A 17,376-nucleotide genomic window follows, 5' to 3' on the forward strand; every position below is an offset into this window, starting at 1 on the left:
GCGATTCTCTGCGGGTTCGGATGACAACCCCACCAATCGTCGCGACACTTCAGGGTGCTCGCCCCGACACAGGAGATAGCGCTGATAGCGAACGCTGTGAACCTGCTCTCCGCTGCCGAGACCGGCCACGGAGACGGGGGATTCCACGCCCCGACTCTTGACGAGTTCTTCCCGTCCGCGATCTTCTTCGAAGGCACCCCCTTCGAGCTGAACCGCATCATGCTGGTCCGCCTCTTCGCGATCGCCGTCATGCTGCTGCTCTTCTGGCTCGCCCTCCGCAAGGGGCGCCTCGTGCCGTCCCGCGGCCAGAGCATCGCCGAGCTCGGCCTCGACTTCGTCCGCGTCCAGATCGTCGAGGAGATCCTGGGCGAGAAGCTCGGCCGGAAGTACCTGCCGCTCCTGGCCGCGATGTTCTTCGGCATCTTCGCGATGAACATCACGGGCATCGTGCCCGGGCTGAACATCGCCGGCACCTCCGTCGTCGCCATGCCGCTGCTGCTCGGCGTCGTCGCGTACGTCATGTTCATCTACGCGGGCTTCCGCGAGGTGGGCGGAGCGACCTTCTTCCGGAACGCGCTGTTCCCGGCCGGTGTGCCGTGGTACATGTACATCCTGTTGACGCCCATCGAGTTCATCAACATCTTCATCGTCCGGCCCATCTCGTTGGCCCTCCGACTGCTGCTGAACATGATGGTCGGCCACCTCCTCCTCGTGCTCTGCTTCGCCGCGACGCACTTCTTCTTCTTCAGCATGAGCGGCGGGTTCGTGGCGTTCGGCGCCCTGACCCTCATCGGCGGATTCGTCATGACCATCGTCGAGATGGCCGTCGCCGTGCTGCAGGCCTACGTCTTCACGCTCCTCGCCTCGGTCTACATCCAACAGGCCGCGTCGAACGAACACTGAGCGTCGAACGAACACTAAGAACGACGGGGCCCGTCGCCTGACGAGCCCCGCCCAACCGGAAGGAAACACAAGTGGACACCACCACGATCCTCGCTGAGATCAACGGCAACATCGCGACCGTCGGCTACGGCCTCGCAGCGATCGGCCCCGGCATCGGCATCGGCATCGTCGCGGGCAAGACCGTCGAGGCCATGGCACGTCAGCCCGAGCTGGCCGGCCGCCTCCAGGTCACGATGTTCCTCGGCATCGCGTTCACCGAGCTGCTGGGCTTCATCGGCCTCGCCGCCGGCTTCATCTTCTCCTGATCAGTTAGGACGACACACCGATGATCGAGACGATCCTCGCGGCCGAGGGCGGTGCTCCCGAAGGGGCTGCCGTCTTCTTCCCCGCCGATTACGACATCCTCTGGTCTCTCGTCGTCTTCGTGGTCATCGCCGCGTTCTTCGGGATCTTCGCGATCCCGAAGTTCCGCAAGATCCTCGACGAGCGTGCCGAGCGCATCGAAGGCGGCATCGCCCACGCCGAGGCCGCACAGGCCGAGGCGGCGAAGGCCCTCGACGAGTACAAGAAGCAGCTTGCCGACGCCCGTGCCGAGGCAGCTCGGATCCGTGAGGCCGCTCGTGCCGAGGGCGCCGAGATCCTCGCCGACCTCAAGCAGCAGGCACAGGCCGAGGCCGATCGCGTCACCGCGAACGCCCACGTCCAGATCGAGGCCGAGCGTGCGGCTGCCGTCGCGTCGCTCCGCGCCGAGGTGGGCTCGCTGGCCATCGACCTCGCGTCGGGCGTCATCGGCGAGTCCCTCGCGGACGACGCCAAGGCGTCTGCCGTGGTCGACCGGTTCCTGGCTGACCTCGAGGCGGACCAGAACACGAAGGCGGGCCGCTGACGATGGGCTCCATGTCCCGTGAGGCGCTCGGGTCGGCGAGGTCCACCCTCGCCGACCTCGGCGGTGCGGCGGACCTGACCACCGGCGAGCAGGTGCTCGACGCCGGTCGGGTCATCGGCGGCAACGTCCAGCTGCAGGCCTACTTCGCCGACCCCGCCGTCGACGCCGCCACCAAGAAGCAGCTCGTCGACCGCGTGTTCGGTGCCTTCACCGAGCCGGCGCGTGCGCTGGTGCTGTCCGTGGTCGGCCGACGTTGGTCCTCGAAGCGCGATCTCCTCGCGGGCATGGAGGAGATCGGCATCCGTGTCGTCGCCTCCACGATCCCCGACGGCAGCACGATCGCGAACGAGCTCTTCGCGTTCGACGCCGCCGTCCGTTCCGACTCCTCCCTCGAGCTCGCGATCGGCACCAAGCTGAGCGACCCCGAGGCGAAGGCCGGCCTCGTGCAGCGTCTCCTCGGCGGACGCGCGAGCGAGCAGACGATCACGATCGTCAGCCACCTCGTCCGTCAGCCTCGCGGCCGTCGGATCGGGGAGCTCCTCCGCACGGCAGCCGAGATCGTGTCCGACCAGTCGGACCAGCTCGTCGCCACCGTCACGACCGCGCGCGTCCTCGACGACGCGCACGCCGCCCGGCTCGAACAGGGTCTGTCCCGACAGTTCGGGCGTAGCCTCCGCGTCAACCAGGTCGTCGACCCCGCCGTGATCGGCGGGCTCCGCGTCCAGGTCGGCGACGAGGTCATCGACGGGACCGTCGCCACCAAGCTCAGCGCGCTCCGCCTCCAGCTCGCCGGCTAGGCACGCACCCCACACAGACTCGAGGCCCCCTGAAGCCTCGCTACGAATAGGAATCACAATGGCAGACATCAAGATCAGCCCCGATGAGATTCGCGATGCGCTGAAGGACTTCGTGTCGTCGTACGACCCGTCCAAGGCCTCGACGACCGAGGTCGGCTACGTCACGGACGCCGCTGACGGCATCGCGCACGTCCAGGGTCTCCCCGGCGTCATGGCCAACGAGCTCATCCGCTTCGCGGACGGCACGCAGGGCCTCGCCCAGAACCTCGACGAGGACGAGATCGGCACGATCGTGCTCGGCGAGTTCTCCGGCATCGAGGAGGGCATGGAGGTGACCCGCACCGGCGAGGTCCTCTCCGTCCCCGTCGGCGACGGCTTCCTCGGCCGCGTGGTCGACCCTCTCGGCGCACCCATCGACGGTCTCGGCGAGATCGCGAACGAGGGTCGTCGTGCCCTCGAGCTCCAGGCCCCCGGCGTCATGCAGCGCAAGTCGGTGCACGAGCCCATGCAGACCGGCATCAAGGCCATCGACGCCATGATCCCCGTCGGCCGTGGCCAGCGTCAGCTGATCATCGGCGACCGCCAGACCGGCAAGACGGCGATCGCGATCGACACGATCATCAACCAGAAGGCCAACTGGGACTCGGGCGACGTCAACAAGCAGGTCCGTTGCATCTACGTCGCCATCGGCCAGAAGGGCTCGACGATCGCGTCCGTGAAGGGCGCGCTGGAAGAGTCCGGCGCCATGGAGTACACGACGATCGTCGCCGCTCCGGCGTCCGACCCCGCGGGCTTCAAGTACCTGGCTCCCTACACCGGCTCGGCCATCGGCCAGCACTGGATGTACGGCGGCAAGCACGTCCTCATCATCTTCGACGACCTGTCGAAGCAGGCTGAGGCCTACCGTGCCGTGTCCCTGCTCCTCCGTCGCCCGCCGGGCCGCGAGGCCTACCCCGGCGACGTCTTCTACCTGCACTCGCGTCTGCTCGAGCGCTGCGCGAAGCTGTCGGACGAGCTCGGCGCCGGCTCGATGACCGGTCTCCCGATCATCGAGACCAAGGCGAACGACGTCTCGGCCTACATCCCGACCAACGTGATCTCGATCACCGACGGCCAGATCTTCCTGCAGTCCGACCTGTTCAACGCCAACCAGCGTCCTGCTGTCGACGTCGGCATCTCGGTCTCCCGAGTCGGCGGCGACGCACAGCTGAAGTCGATCAAGAAGGTCTCGGGAACGCTCAAGCTCGAGCTCGCCCAGTACCGCTCGCTCGAGGCCTTCGCGATGTTCGCGTCCGACCTCGACGCCGCGAGCCGTCGTCAGCTCGCTCGTGGTGCTCGCCTCACCGAGCTGCTCAAGCAGCCGCAGTACTCGCCGTACCCCGTCGAGGACCAGGTCGTCTCGATCTGGGCCGGAACGAACGGCAAGCTCGACGAGGTCCCCGTGCCCGACGTGCTCCGCTTCGAGCGCGAGCTGCTCGACTACCTCGGCCGCAACACCTCGGTGCTGTCGGACCTCCGTGAGAAGAACGTCCTGTCGGACGACATCGTCTCGGCGCTCGACGCCGGCGTCGACGCCTTCAAGCAGGAGTTCCAGACGGGTGAGGGCAAGCCCCTCGCCTCGGTCGGCTCCGAGCAGTTCGAGGCCACCGACGCCGCCGACGTCAACCAGGAGAAGATCGTCAAGGCCAAGCGCTGACGCGCTCGACCGACGATCACGACTGACGAGACAACAGGAGAGTCATGGGAGCCCAACTACGGGTCTACCGCCAGAGGATCCGCTCCGCGCAGACCACGAAGAAGGTCACGCGGGCGATGGAGCTCATCTCGGCCTCGCGCATCCAGAAGGCGCAGGCCAGGATGAAGGCCTCCGGGCCGTACTCGCGAGCCATCACGCGTGCGGTCTCGGCCGTGGCGACGTTCTCGGACGTCGACCACATCCTCACCACCGAGCCCGCGACCGTCGAGCGCGCCGCGGTCGTCGTGTTCACGTCCGACCGCGGCCTGAACGGAGCCTTCAGCTCGAACACGCTGAAGGAGGCCGAGCAGCTCGCCACGCTGCTGCGCGGCCAGGGCAAGGACGTCGTGTTCTACCTCGTCGGCCGCAAGGCGCAGAACTACTTCGCGTTCCGCAAGCGCGACTCGGAGCAGATCTGGACGGGCAACACCGACCAGCCCGAGTTCGCGACCGCGAAGGAGATCGGCGACGCTGTCGTGTCGAAGTTCCTCACCGACGCCTCCGAGGGCGGGGTCGACGAGATCCACATCGTCTACAACCGCTTCGTGAACATGGTCAGCCAGGTCCCCGAGGTCGTCCGGCTCCTTCCCCTCGAGGTCGTCGAGGGCGTCGAGGCACCTGCGGACGACGAGATCCTGCCGCTGTACGACTTCGAGCCCGACGCCATCGAGGTGCTCGACTCGCTCTTGCCGGTCTACATCGAGAGCCGCATCTTCAACGCGATGCTGCAGTCGGCGGCGTCCGAGCACGCTGCTCGCCAGAAGGCCATGAAGGCCGCCAGCGACAACGCGGACACCCTCATCCGGGACTTCACCCGCCTGGCGAACAACGCTCGCCAGGCCGAGATCACGCAGCAGATCTCCGAGATCGTGGGCGGCGCAGACGCCCTCAGCTCGGCCAAGTAGATCTGCCCCCCAGCATCACCATCCGAAGAGAGAGAAGCCATGACTGACACCGCAACCGCGCCGGTCGCGACCGAGTCGGCTCCCGGCGTCGGGCGAGTCGCCCGGGTCACGGGCCCCGTCGTCGACATCGAGTTCCCGCACGACGCCATCCCCGGCGTGTACAACGCGCTCCACACGACGATCACGATCGGCGACACGAGCAGCGAGCTGACCCTCGAGGTCGCCCAGCACCTCGGCGACGACCTGGTCCGCGCCATCGCCCTCAAGCCGACCGACGGCCTCGTCCGCGGCCAGGAGGTCACGGACACCGGCGCGCCGATCTCGGTCCCCGTCGGCGACGTCACCAAGGGCAAGGTCTTCAGCGTCACCGGCGAGATCCTCAACCTCGAGGGCAACGAGCAGGTGGAGATCACCGAGCGTTGGCCGATCCACCGCAAGCCCCCGGCCTTCGACCAGCTCGAGTCGAAGACCCAGCTCTTCGAGACCGGCATCAAGTCGATCGACCTCCTCACGCCCTACGTGCAGGGTGGCAAGATCGGTCTCTTCGGTGGTGCAGGCGTCGGCAAGACCGTCCTCATCCAGGAGATGATCCAGCGTGTCGCGCAGGACCACGGCGGCGTGTCCGTGTTCGCCGGCGTGGGCGAGCGCACCCGTGAGGGCAACGACCTGATCGCCGAGATGGACGAGGCCGGGGTGTTCGACAAGACCGCCCTCGTGTTCGGCCAGATGGACGAGCCGCCGGGGACGCGTCTCCGGGTCGCCCTGTCGGCGCTGACGATGGCGGAGTACTTCCGCGACGTGCAGAAGCAGGACGTCCTGCTCTTCATCGACAACATCTTCCGCTTCACGCAGGCCGGTTCCGAGGTCTCGACGCTCCTCGGTCGCATGCCGTCCGCGGTGGGCTACCAGCCGAACCTCGCGGACGAGATGGGCGTTCTCCAGGAGCGCATCACCTCGACGCGCGGTCACTCGATCACCTCGCTGCAGGCGATCTACGTGCCGGCCGACGACTACACCGACCCGGCGCCCGCCACGACGTTCGCGCACCTCGACGCCACCACCGAGCTGTCGCGTGAGATCGCGTCGCAGGGCCTCTACCCGGCGATCGACCCCCTGACCTCGACCAGCCGCATCCTCGACCCCCGCTACCTGGGCGAGGCGCACTACAACACGGCGATCCGCGTCAAGGCGATCCTGCAGAAGAACAAGGAACTCCAGGAGATCATCGCCATCCTCGGTGTCGACGAGCTCTCGGAGGAGGACAAGATCACCGTCGCGCGTGCGCGCCGGATCCAGCAGTTCCTCTCGCAGAACACGTACATGGCGAAGAAGTTCACCGGTGTCGAGGGCTCTACGGTCCCCCTCAAGGAGACCATCGAGTCCTTCACGGCGATCGCGGACGGCGAGTTCGACCACGTCGCGACGCAGGCCTTCTTCAACGTCGGGTCCATCTCCGACGTCGAAGAGAAGTGGGCTCAGATCCAGAAGGAGAACGGTTGATCGTGGCTGCTCTCACCGTGAGCGTCGTCTCGGCCGACCACGAGGTGTGGTCGGGCGAGGCGTCGTCCATCGTCGCCCGCACCGCCGAGGGCGAGATCGGGATCCTGCCGGGTCACGAGCCTCTCCTGGCGATCCTGGCCACGGGCAAGGTCCGCGTCCGCCTGACCGACGGCTCGACCGTCGAGGCGACCGCAGACGACGGGTTCCTGTCCGTCGAGAACGACACGGTCACGGTCGTCGCGCGCAACGCGCAGCTGGCCTGACACTCGTTCACACCTCCTCCTGATCCACCGTGCTGTTCCTGTTGCCCCCGTCCGAGACGAAACTCGACGGGGGCAACGGCATGTCCGGCCTCGACCTCGCGTCCCTGTCGTTCCCCCAGCTGAGCGAGGTCCGGCGTGACGTGACGGACCGCCTCCTGGCTCTCTCGTCCGATCGAGCAGCGATGATGTCCGGCCTCAAGCTCGGACCTCGTCTCGCCGACGAGGTCGACCGCAACAGGACGGTCGAGTCCTCACCGACGATGCCCGCCCTCGCGCGGTACACCGGGGTCCTGTTCGACCCTGTGGGGGTCGACGAGCTGGATGAGCCGGGCTGGCGCTGGGCCCACCGGCACGTCGCGGTCCACTCGGCGTTGTTCGGGCTCGTCCGGGCGGGGGACGCGATCCCCGCGTACCGGCTGTCCCACGACTCCCGTCTGCCTGCGGAGTCGCTCCGATCCACCTGGTCCGCGTCGGTGGCGTCCGTCCTGGCCGATGTCGTCGACTCGGGGGAGTTCGTCGTCGACCTCCGTTCCGAGGGCTACGTCACGCTCGGGCCTGCTCCGCGCCCCGGGTCGGTCTTCGTCCGTGTCGTGTCCGACGCGTCCGGTCGACGTCGAGCCCTCAACCACTTCAACAAGAAGTCGAAGGGGCTGCTCGTGCGTCGCCTCCTCCAGGACCGCCCCGAGCTCACCGGGCTGGACGACCTCCTCGCATGGGCACGGGAGGGCGGAATCGTCCTCGAGCCGTCGGCAGAGGGCGAGCTCGTGCTCGTGTCAGAGTCGCTGCTCGGGGCTGTCGGTCAGACGACCGGGACGGGCCCGATCCGGTAGACGATGCCCTCGTGGCGCAGCAGCCACTGCTTGGTGGGCACGCCCCGGCCGACCGTGTAGCCGGTGACGCCGCCCGTCCGACCGAGGACCCGGTGGCACGGGACGAGCAGCGGCAGGGGATTCGACGCGACGGCGCCCCCGACGGCTCGTCCGGCCTGCGGGCTCCCCACGGCGCCGCCGAGGCGCCCGTAGGTCGTGGTCAGCCCCCACGGGACCGCGACGAGCGCCGACCAGACGGACAGCTGGAACGCGGTGCCGATCGGCCGGACCGGGAGGTCGAACTGACGACGTCGGCCGTCGAAGTAGTCGTGCACCTGCCGTCGGGCGGCCTCGAGCAGGTCGTCCGGGTGCTCGACGAGCCCGTCGTGGGGCAGGCCTCGTCCGTCGTCGACGAGGACGCGTTCCACGGCGTCCCGTCGGCTCTGGATCTCGATCCGACCGACGGGGGAGTGGAGCCGCACGAAGCGCACGTCGCCCGGGTCGTCGTGCAGCCCCGACGCCAGGGGAGGGACGAGGGTGAGGTCGGGCATGGGGGCACGCTACGGAGGTGCTCCCGCGAGGTCGTGCTCGGAGGCGGCACCTGTGGAAAGGGCGAGCTCGACCGATCCTGGGGAGGGACCACGCGAGGAGGCGCGACGTGCGGAGGTGCTGGAGCGATCGACCGGTAGCGTTGTCGTGAGGCGTGACGCGCCTCCTCGACCACCCCCTCGTGAGGACACCGTGACGCGACCCGACCAGCACGACGGCGGGGAACTCGACGACGCCCTGCTCGACGACACCGTGCTCGTCGTCCGTCGGGCCTCGGCGTCGACGGTCCCGGATGACGACACGGTCGTGCGTCCCCGCGCCACGGCCCACGACGAGCGCCGCACGGCGTCGCCCGTTCCCCCGGCCCCGCCGTCTGCCCCGTCCGTGCAGGCCTCCCGTCGGGTGCACGCGCTCCGCGTGGGCGGGGAGACCCATCGACTCGAGGGCCCCGTCGTCGTCGGCCGACGACCGGCCGCCCCGCGTGTCCCGACCGGTCTCCCGATCGTCCTCGTCGTCGTGCCCTCGCCGACCGGCGAGGTCTCGGGCAGCCACGTCCGCGTCGAGCAGGTGGGCGCGACCGTCGTCGTCACCGACCTGCGCTCGACGAACGGCACGGTCGTGACGATGCCCGGACGCCTTCCCGTGACTCTCCGGCAGGGCGAGTCGTCCGTGGCGCTGGCAGGGACCATAGTGGACGTCGGCGACGGCAACCTCCTCGAGATCCTCCCGCCTCCCCGACCCTCAGCCCACGAAGGACCTCGCCCGTGACAGAGCTCGGCCGCCCCACGACCGCCCACCCCCTCGCCGCCTCCGCGACCGGCCTCTCGATCGACTGGGCGGGCGTGACCGACGTCGGCCTCCGTCGCGCGCACAACGAGGACAGCTACGTCGCCGAGGCGCCGGTCTTCGTCGTCGCGGACGGCATGGGCGGGCACAGCGCCGGCGACGTCGCGAGCGACGCGGTGGTGCGGCGCATCGCGGAGGCGGCGGTCCGGGACAGCCTGACCACGGACGAGCTCGAGGAGGCGCTGCGGCGTGCGACGGCGGACATCGCCGTGGCCGCGGCCGAGACCGAGCTCGGGGTCGGCACGACCGCCACCGGCGTGTTCCTCTCCGGCGAGGACGGCGAGGCCGAGTTCACGGTCTTCAACGTGGGGGACTCGCGGGTGTACCTCGTGGCCGACGGCGCCCTGCAGCAGATCACCGTCGACCACTCCGTCGTCCAGGAGATGGTCGACGCGGGCCTCCTCCGCGCGGAGGACGCCGAGTCCCACCCGGACAGCAACGTCATCACGAGGGCCGTCGGCTTCGACGTCGACCAGCGTCCCGACTACTGGCGCATCCCCGCCCGTGCCGGCCTCCGCCTCCTCGTCTGCTCGGACGGGCTGACCAAGGAGCTGTCCGGCTCCGACATCGAGCGTGTGCTCGCCGAGCAGCCGGAGTCGCACGCCGCGGCGTCGGCGCTCGTCCGTGCGGCCGTCGAGGCCGGCGGCCGCGACAACGTCACGGCCGTCGTGGTCGACGTCCGGGGTACAGCGACCGAGCTGCCCGAGGCCTAGCCGCGGCCGTCGTCCACAGGCGTCGAGGCGTTCTTCCTCCCCCGAAGTGGGGGCCCGTCGGTCGTCCCCCGTCCGAGCCGGACGGGGCACGGCCCCCGAGGGCCCGACCTACAATGGCGAGGGCCGACAGCGAGTCGGCGCGTCCTGCGCGGGCGCACGCCGGAGACAGCCGAGGAGGGTGACGTGGCACGACGACTGCCGTCCCCGCCGCCGGTGCTGCCCGGTTTCTCGCACGTCCACGTCCTCGGCTCCGGCGGCTTCGCCGACGTCTTCCTCTACGAGCAGAACATGCCGAGGCGCCAGGTAGCCGTCAAGGTGATGCTGACCGAGGTCGTCAACGACCAGGTCCGCCAGATGTTCCAGGCCGAGGCCAACCTCATGGCCCAGCTGAGCGCGCACCCGTCGATCCTCACCGTGTACCAGGCGAGCGTGTCGGCCGACGGCCGCCCGTACCTCGTCATGGAGCTCTGCTCGTCGTCGCTCAGCGAGCGCTACCGCCGAGACCGCATCCCGGTCGCCGACGTGCTGCGGATCGGCGTCAAGATCGGCAGCGCCGTCGAGACGGCTCACCGGCAGGGCGTGCTGCACCGCGACGTCAAGCCCTCGAACATCCTCATGACCGCCTACGGCCACCCCGTCCTGTCCGACTTCGGCATCGCCGCCTCGCTGAGCGAGAGCGAGCCGCAGGAGGCGGTGGGCATGTCGATCCCCTGGTCGGCGCCCGAGGTGCTCCTCGACGAGACGAACGGCACGATCGAGTCCGAGGTCTGGTCGCTGGGCGCGACCGTGTACTCGCTGCTCGCCGGCCGCAGCCCCTTCGAGATCCTGGGCAGCGACAAGAACGGCGCCTCCGACCTGATCGGCCGGATCGACAAGGCGAAGCTGGCCCCGACCGGCCGCACCGACGTCCCCGCGAGCCTCGAGCGCATCCTCGCCCGGGCGATGTCGAGGCGACCGGAGCAGCGGCAGGCCAGCGTCCTCGAGCTGCTGCGCGAGCTGCAGCAGGTCGAGTCCGAGCTCGGCGTGGGGCAGACCCCGATCGAGGTCGCGGTCGACGACTGGGCCCTCGCGACGGTGGCCGACCTCGAGGACAGGACGCGCCTCCGCGGTGCCGCCCCGGTGCAGTCGACCCGACGTCGTCGCCGACGCCGTCGGGTGACGGAGGCGCAGGCGGCGGCCGTCCACGGCTCGGGACTCGGGCACAGCAGGGCGGTGCCGCGCAGCACGGGCACTCGACCGGCACCCCGCAGCCGTCGTGCCCTCGTGCTCGTGTGGTCGCTCGTCGCCGCGGCCGTCGTCGCGATCGGCCTGGGCGCGACGGCCACGCTCGTCCTCGTGCGGGCCACGTCTACCGAGATCCCGCGCGTCACCGAGATCTCTGCCACGGCCGAGGGCTCGTCCGTCGTCTTCACCTGGAGCGACCCGGGCCTCCGCTCGGGCGACGCCTACATCATCTCGACGGGCTCGGACACGAGCCAGCAGACGTCCAACCGCTTCGTGGCCAGCGCCTCCGACACGGGTGAACAGCTCTGCATCACGGTGAGCGTCAACCGGGCCGGCCAGAGCGGCGAGCCGAGCGGCGAGCAGTGTGCCGTCGCCGGGGGCGGCGAGTGACGCGCCTCGGAGCCTGGGCCCGGTCACGACGGTCCGCCGTGGCGACCGGCGTGAGCGTGGTCGCGATCACGGCGCTCGTCGTCACCGTCGCCGTGGCCAGCACGGGCTACGAGGCCCAGCGCCTCGATCTCGACGACGGCACCGTCTGGGTCGCCAACGGCTCGCGCACGGCACTGGGCCGGGCGAACACCGACGTCGCCGAGCTGAACGCGGCGGTCAGGAGCACCGGAGGCGACCTGTCCGTCGCGCAGTCGTCCGACGCCGTCCTCATGGTCGACCGGAGCAGCGCCACCGTCGGCATCGTCGACCCGGCGACCTCCACGATCGGCGACAGCGTGCCCCTGCCGCCCGACTCGCCCGACGTCCTCCTGTCCGGTGACCGGGCCGTGGTCGTGTCGGGCGGCACGGGCGAGCTGTGGAGCCTGCCCGTCTCCGACCTGGCGACGTTCAGCGCGGAGGAGGACGCCGACCTCAGCCTCGGCGAGGACGCCGTCACGAGCGTCGCCCCGGACGGCACGGTCACCGTCTTCTCGGCCGCCAGCGGCGACGTGTCGCGCGTCGACGCGGGCGACGCCTTCGACGTCGACTCGACCCGCTCGACCTCCCTGACGGGCTCGGGCGAGCACCAGGTCACCAGCGTCGGCTCGCACTGGGCCGTGCTCGACGTCGAGACCGGGCGTCTCGTGGTGGACGGCGACGAGGTCGACCTCTCGGGCTCCGCCGCGGGCGGGCTCGCGCTCCAGCAGGCCTCCGACGAGGGCGACGGCGTCCTGGTGGCGACGAGCACGTCGCTCCTGCGGGTGCCCTTCGGCGGGGGCGAGCCGAGCGAGGTCGTCACGGACCAGGCGGGGCTGCCCGCACGGCCGGCGGTCGTCGGGACGTGCACGTACGCGGCGTGGTCCGGCGGCACCGCGTGGAGCGACTGCTCGCGGGCTCGGGGCGGCGTGATGCAGCTCGACGGCGTCCCGGGGGCGGCCGCCCTGGTCTTCGACGTCAACGGGCGCCGCGCCGTTCTCAGCGACCCGGTCGGAGGCAGCAGCTGGGCCGTGCAGAGCCGCGGCCAGCTGATCGACAACTGGGACGAGCTCCTCGACCGCGACGACGAGCAGCAAGAAGAGGAGAACGACACCACCGACGAGCCGCCCGAGCTGGACCCCGACCAGAAGCCCCCGGTGGCGATCGACGACGACCTCGGTGCTCGCCCGGGCCGGGCCAGCACCCTCTCGGTCCTGTTGAACGACTACGACCCGAACGGCGACCCCCTCGTCGTCGACCAGGTGTCGGACCTCGACCCGGCGATCGGGCGCCTCGACGTCGTGAACGACCGCCAGCAGGTGCTGCTCACCCTCACGGACGAGGCGACCGGGGCGTTCAGCTTCGAGTACACGATCAGCGACGGGCGCGGGGGGACCGCGACGGCGGCGGTGACCGTCACCGTGCGCGCTGCCGGCGAGAACAGCCCGCCGGCACAGGTGCGGCGCACCTCGGCCGACGTGTCGTCGTCGGGGCGCGTGACGACCTCCGTGCTCGGCGACTGGGTCGATCCCGACGGTGACGCGTTCTACCTGACCAGCGCCGTCGGCGGCGAGGGCGTCTCGTACAAGCCGTCGGGCGACGTCGTCTACCAGGACGCGGGTGCCGGCGCCACGACCCTGGACGTCGGCCTCGTCGTCTCGGACGGCCAGGTCGAGGGCCGGGGGAGCATGACGATCCGCGTCGCGGGGTCGTCGCCGCTCACCGCCGAGTCCTTCTCCGTGCAGGCCTACGCGGGCCAGCAGCTCACGGTGCGGCCCCTCCCGTACGCGAGCGGGGGCTCAGGCTCGATCCGGCTGAACAGCGTCCCGGCCAAGAACGGGTCGACCGTCACGCCGAGCTACGAGGCAGGCACGTTCCGGTTCGTCAGCGACGAGGTGCGTACCCACAACCTGGAGTACTCCGTCACCGACGGCGACCAGACCGCGACCGGCACCATCAGGGTCGACGTCCAGTCGCCGCCCGATCCGTCGAGCCCGCCGATCACGACGCCGAAGACGGTCTTCGTCGAGACCCTCAGCACGCAGACCCTCGACGTGGTGGCCACGGACCACGACCCCGCCGGCAACGTGCTGATGGTGACGTCCACGTCCGAGGTCCCGCTGGCGTCGGGAGTCCGCGTCGAGACGCTCGACCAGCGGTACCTGCGCCTGACCCTGGCCGCGCCCCTCGACGAGGGACCGGTCACCTTCACCTACACCGTCACGAACGGCCTGGCCTCGGCCGAGGGCGTGGTCACCGTCATCGAGACGCCGCGGCGTTCCCAGACGCAGCCGCCCGTCGCGACGGACGACCAGGTCACCGTGCGCGTCGGCGACGCGATCGACATCGACGTGCTGGCCAACGACGAACAGCCCGACGGCGACGAGATCACCCTCGTGCCCGACCTCGTGCAGGACGTCCCGACGGACGGCGGGCTGCTCTTCGCGTCCGGCTCGATCCTCCGGTACCTCGCCCCGACGACGCCCGGCAACGTCACCGCCGTCTACGCGGTGGAGGGGCGTGACGGTCAACGGGACACCGCCCAGGTCACCATCGCTGTGCGCGAGGCCGACGTGGCGACGAACAACCCGCCCGTGCCCCAGACGGTGACGGCCCGGGTCGTGGCGGGCGAGTCCGTCCGCGTGACCGTGCCCCTCGACGGCGTCGACCCCGACGGGGACAGCGTCGCGCTGCTCGGCGTCGGGACGAACCCGGAGAAGGGCAGCGTGACCAGCGTCGGGACGGACTCGATCGAGTACCAGGCCAACGGGACGAGCGCGGGGACGGACACCTTCACCTACACGGTCGTCGACGGCCTCGGCGCCCGGGCCAGCGGCAAGGTGCGGATCGGCATCTCGGCACGGGCCGACGGCTCCCGCAACCCGATCGCCGTGGCCGACGACGTGACGATGCGGCCGGGCGGCACGATCACCGTCCGCGTGCTCGACAACGACTCGGACCCCGACGGCGGAGCGCTGTCCGTGACCGGCGTCGAGGCCAACGACGCGGGCACGACGGCGGAGGTCGTCGACGGGACGATGATCGCGGTGCGGCCCCCTGCCGCCGAGGGGCAGTACGGGCTCGTCTACACGGTCGAGAACGAGCAGGGCGGCTCGAGCTCGAGCTTCGTGACGGTGAACGTCGACGCCGACGCGCCCCTGAACCACCCCGTCGTCGACGACACGGTGCTCGACCTCAGCGACATCGCGGGGCGGCAGTCGGTCGACGTCAACGTCCTGGCCAACGTCTTCTTCGCCGACGGCCCGGTCTCCGCGCTCGGCCTCGACCTCGAGCCCGGCTACGACACGACCTCGCAGATCACGCCGGACCGCCGCGTGCGGGTCACGATCACCGACTCCAGCCAGATCATCCCGTTCTCGGTGTCGCACCCGGACGACCCTGCCGTCCGCACCTACGCGTTCGTCCGCGTCCCCGGCTTCGACGACGCGCTCCCGCAGCTGGACAAGACCGGGCGTCCCCTCACCGTCGTCAGCGGCGACCGGCTGACGATCGACCTCACCCGGTACGTCATCGCCGCGGGCGGCAAGAGCATCCGCCTGACCGGCGAGGGGTCGGTCAGGGCGACGCACGCCGACGGCTCCGACCTCGTCGTCGGCCCGACCACCCTGGCCTACACGTCCGAGGACCTCTACTTCGGGACGGCGTCCGTCTCGTTCGAGGTGACCGACGGCTCCTCCGCCGACGACCCGTCCGGACGCACGGCGACGTTGGTCCTGCCCATCACGGTCACCCCGCGCGAGAACCAGCCGCCGACCTTCACCGGCACCTCGATCGACCTCGAGCCGGGGCAGTCGCGGACCCTCGACCTGCAGCGCCTCACCTCGTACCCGTACCCGGACGACCTCTCGGAGCTCCGCTGGAGCGCCGACGCCCAGGCGGTGCCCGGCTTCGCGGTCAGCGTCTCGGGCCGCGACATCACGATCACGGCCGACTCGGGCACGCCCAAGGGCACCACGCGGGCGCTGCCGGTGTCGGTGGCGGACGCGGTCACGACCGGCCAGGCCGGGGCCATCCGACTGGCCGTCGTCGGCTCGAGCAGGCCCCTGGCACAGCCCGCGGCCGACACGCAGGCGGTGCGTCGCGGCACCTCCGCCTCGATCGACGTGCTCGCGAACGACCAGGCGACGAACCCGTTCCCGGGCCAGCCGCTGCGCGTCGTCGACATCCGCGGGCTCGGCGGAGGCGGGCTGCCGGCGGGCGTCAGCGTCACGCCGAGCGCCGACAACCGCACGCTCGCCGTCTCGGTCGGGCAGTCCGCCCAGCCTGGCGACACCAACCTCCAGTACCGCGTGGCCGACGTGACGGGCGACCCCGACCGGTACGTGTGGGGCAACGTGACCATCTCCGTGCAGGACGTCCCGGACGCTGCGGCGGCACCGGTCCGAACGGGCGTCTTCACCGGCGGGCAGCTGACCCTGAGCTACGCCGCGCCCCAGGCGAACAACTCGCCCCTGACGCGCTTCCGCCTGACGGGCACCGGCAGCGCGGGCGGCTCGTACTCGAAGGACTGCGGACTCACCACGGTCTGCACGCTGACCGACCTCGACCCCGAGCAGACGTTCCGCTTCACGGTCGTCGCCACGAACGGCCTCGGCGACTCGGCTCCCAGCGCGGCCAGCCCCTCGTACAGCGCCGACTTCGTGCCGGCGGCGCCGACCGGCGTCACGGTGACGGCATCGTCCCCGCGTGTGCTCGACGTCTCGTGGAACGCCGTCCCCAAGCCCGCGAGGGGGACGTCCGTCCTCCCCGCCGGGGGATATGTCGTCGAGGTGAACGGCGTCGCTCAGCAGACGGTGTCTGGCCTCACGGCGTCCGTCCCAGACCTCGTCGCAGGCAGCAGCTACTCGATCAGCGTCTATGCCAAGAACCGGGCACAGGTCTCGAGCGACGCCGACTGGGCCCGCAGCGGCGCCGTCGCGGCCGTGGCTGTCGGGACGCCCGGACCGTTCGCCGCGACCGCGCAGGCGTCGAAGAACCAGGTCTCGGTCTCGTGGACGGCGCCCGACGCGGCGGGAGCCACGTCGCTCAGCTTCACCGTCTATCGCCAGCAAGGCGCGACAGGGGCCACCGGGTGCCGAGCTGCGGGCGAGCGCCTCGACGGCGTCTCGGGGACCAGCGTCGTCGACTCTGTTCCGGCAGGCAGCTACACGTACACGGTCGTCGCCTCCAACGGCGTCGACTGTTCCTCCGCGACGACGACCGCCGAGAGCGTCACGCCGCCGGGTGCGGCCTCGGCGTCAGTGACGGTCGAGGCCTACCAGGGCGACAGCCAGTACAAGGTGCAGGCGAAGGCTCTGCGTGCCAGCGGAACCGTCTCGACCTACCAGTACGACGTCAACGGCAGCGACAACTGGCGCGAAGTATCCGACGGGGACTTCATCGAGGTCGCGCGACCTGACGGCGTGAGCATGGACATCCGGGTCAGGGCTTGCGCCGGGACGTCTCGCCTCGAGTGTGGCGAAGCCTCTCCCTCCGTCAGCGTCACGCCCGAGAACACCCGGGTCGACGTGACGTCCTGTCAGGTCGGGCAGAAGCTGACTCTCAGTGCCGCTGCCGGAGGCGCTGCCATCGACTCGGTGGACATCAGATTCAAGGCCTCGCTCCTAGGTCAGTGGGGACCGCCGAGCTCCGTCACGTTCACGGATTCGCTCGTCGTGCCTCCGGGCAGCGCCTACGTCCAGGTGCGAGGCCAGGCCGGGCAGCACGCGGATGGTTCGTGGCGACCGGCCGGGGGCCTGCTAGAAGTCGAGGGACTCCAGTGCGACGCTGCCCTCTGACGCACGTCCGCACGACGTCGACCACCACCACGAGAGAGACGAA

General features: G+C 70.4%; 14 protein-coding genes. 13 read left to right on the forward strand and 1 reads right to left on the reverse strand.

Features of this window, described 5'->3' with window-relative positions; all coding sequences use genetic code 11:
* Positions 1-96 precede the first annotated feature (96 nt).
* The 9 genes from atpB (at position 97) to ACZZ97_RS04915 (ending at position 7,819) form a co-directional block, all read left to right on the forward strand.
* Positions 97-903: a F0F1 ATP synthase subunit A gene (gene atpB, locus ACZZ97_RS04875; protein WP_463472437.1), complete on the forward strand. Its 807-nt coding sequence runs from the start codon at positions 97-99 to the stop codon at positions 901-903.
* 71 nt (positions 904-974) lie between these two features.
* Positions 975-1,208: an ATP synthase F0 subunit C gene (atpE, locus tag ACZZ97_RS04880; protein WP_043594505.1), complete on the forward strand. Its 234-nt coding sequence runs from the start codon at positions 975-977 to the stop codon at positions 1,206-1,208.
* 20 nt (positions 1,209-1,228) lie between these two features.
* The gene (locus tag ACZZ97_RS04885; RefSeq protein WP_314101276.1) at positions 1,229-1,789 is read left to right on the forward strand and encodes a F0F1 ATP synthase subunit B; all 561 of its coding nucleotides are present in this window, start codon (positions 1,229-1,231) and stop codon (positions 1,787-1,789) included.
* A gap of 2 nt (positions 1,790-1,791) precedes the next feature.
* Positions 1,792-2,586 (forward strand): F0F1 ATP synthase subunit delta, encoded by a 795-nt coding sequence (locus tag ACZZ97_RS04890; protein WP_314101278.1) that lies wholly within the window; start codon positions 1,792-1,794, stop codon positions 2,584-2,586.
* A gap of 58 nt (positions 2,587-2,644) precedes the next feature.
* Positions 2,645-4,282 carry a F0F1 ATP synthase subunit alpha gene (atpA, locus tag ACZZ97_RS04895; RefSeq protein WP_314101280.1) on the forward strand — a complete coding sequence of 546 codons (1,638 nt, stop codon included), beginning with the start codon at positions 2,645-2,647 and terminating at the stop codon, positions 4,280-4,282.
* A gap of 44 nt (positions 4,283-4,326) precedes the next feature.
* Entirely contained in the window at positions 4,327-5,226 is a 900-nt protein-coding gene (locus ACZZ97_RS04900) for a F0F1 ATP synthase subunit gamma (protein ID WP_314101281.1), read from the forward strand.
* A 39-nt stretch (positions 5,227-5,265) separates the two neighbouring features.
* Complete coding sequence (atpD, locus tag ACZZ97_RS04905; protein ID WP_192041898.1) at positions 5,266-6,726, forward strand: F0F1 ATP synthase subunit beta; 1,461 nt, start codon at positions 5,266-5,268, stop codon at positions 6,724-6,726.
* Positions 6,727-6,728: 2 nt separating this feature from the next.
* Positions 6,729-6,989 (forward strand): F0F1 ATP synthase subunit epsilon, encoded by a 261-nt coding sequence (locus tag ACZZ97_RS04910; RefSeq protein WP_123546308.1) that lies wholly within the window; start codon positions 6,729-6,731, stop codon positions 6,987-6,989.
* A 29-nt stretch (positions 6,990-7,018) separates the two neighbouring features.
* The gene (locus ACZZ97_RS04915) at positions 7,019-7,819 is read left to right on the forward strand and encodes a YaaA family protein (RefSeq protein ID WP_463472438.1); all 801 of its coding nucleotides are present in this window, start codon (positions 7,019-7,021) and stop codon (positions 7,817-7,819) included.
* Here the strand turns inward: ACZZ97_RS04915 and ACZZ97_RS04920 are convergent.
* Entirely contained in the window at positions 7,789-8,349 is a 561-nt protein-coding gene (locus tag ACZZ97_RS04920) for a methylated-DNA--[protein]-cysteine S-methyltransferase (RefSeq protein WP_463472439.1), read from the reverse strand. The two genes, ACZZ97_RS04915 and ACZZ97_RS04920, sit on opposite strands and share 31 nt — an antisense overlap.
* 190 nt (positions 8,350-8,539) lie before the next feature.
* Between ACZZ97_RS04920 and ACZZ97_RS04925 the strand changes: the two genes are divergently transcribed.
* The 4 genes from ACZZ97_RS04925 to ACZZ97_RS04940 all read left to right on the forward strand — a co-directional run bounded on the left by ACZZ97_RS04925 (position 8,540) and on the right by ACZZ97_RS04940 (position 17,333).
* Positions 8,540-9,115: an FHA domain-containing protein gene (locus ACZZ97_RS04925; protein ID WP_463472440.1), complete on the forward strand. Its 576-nt coding sequence runs from the start codon at positions 8,540-8,542 to the stop codon at positions 9,113-9,115.
* On the forward strand, positions 9,112-9,906 hold the full coding sequence (locus ACZZ97_RS04930; protein WP_314101290.1) for a PP2C family protein-serine/threonine phosphatase: 795 nt from the start codon (positions 9,112-9,114) through the stop codon (positions 9,904-9,906). Before ACZZ97_RS04925 ends, ACZZ97_RS04930 begins: the two co-directional genes overlap by 4 nt.
* Before the next feature lie 183 nt (positions 9,907-10,089).
* Positions 10,090-11,520, forward strand: coding sequence for a serine/threonine-protein kinase (locus ACZZ97_RS04935; protein WP_314101293.1), 1,431 nt, complete (start codon positions 10,090-10,092; stop codon positions 11,518-11,520).
* A gap of 38 nt (positions 11,521-11,558) precedes the next feature.
* Positions 11,559-17,333, forward strand: a complete 5,775-nt coding sequence (locus ACZZ97_RS04940) for an Ig-like domain-containing protein (protein ID WP_463472441.1) — start codon at positions 11,559-11,561, stop codon at positions 17,331-17,333.
* Positions 17,334-17,376: the final 43 nt, after the last annotated feature.

Source organism: Frigoribacterium sp. AC512 (genome assembly GCF_979258295.1).

Bases quoted from the DNA above. Each gene is read 5' to 3' on its own strand.
- ACZZ97_RS04920 (WP_463472439.1), bottom strand. From the start codon at position 8,349: ATGCCCGACCTCACCCTCGTCCCTCCCCTGGCGTCGGGGCTGCACGAC.
- atpD (WP_192041898.1), top strand. From the start codon at position 5,266: ATGACTGACACCGCAACCGCGCCGGTCGCGACCGAGTCGGCTCCCGGC.
- ACZZ97_RS04890 (WP_314101278.1), top strand. From the start codon at position 1,792: ATGGGCTCCATGTCCCGTGAGGCGCTCGGGTCGGCGAGGTCCACCCTC.
- atpA (WP_314101280.1), top strand. From the start codon at position 2,645: ATGGCAGACATCAAGATCAGCCCCGATGAGATTCGCGATGCGCTGAAG.
- ACZZ97_RS04885 (WP_314101276.1), top strand. From the start codon at position 1,229: ATGATCGAGACGATCCTCGCGGCCGAGGGCGGTGCTCCCGAAGGGGCT.
- ACZZ97_RS04900 (WP_314101281.1), top strand. From the start codon at position 4,327: ATGGGAGCCCAACTACGGGTCTACCGCCAGAGGATCCGCTCCGCGCAG.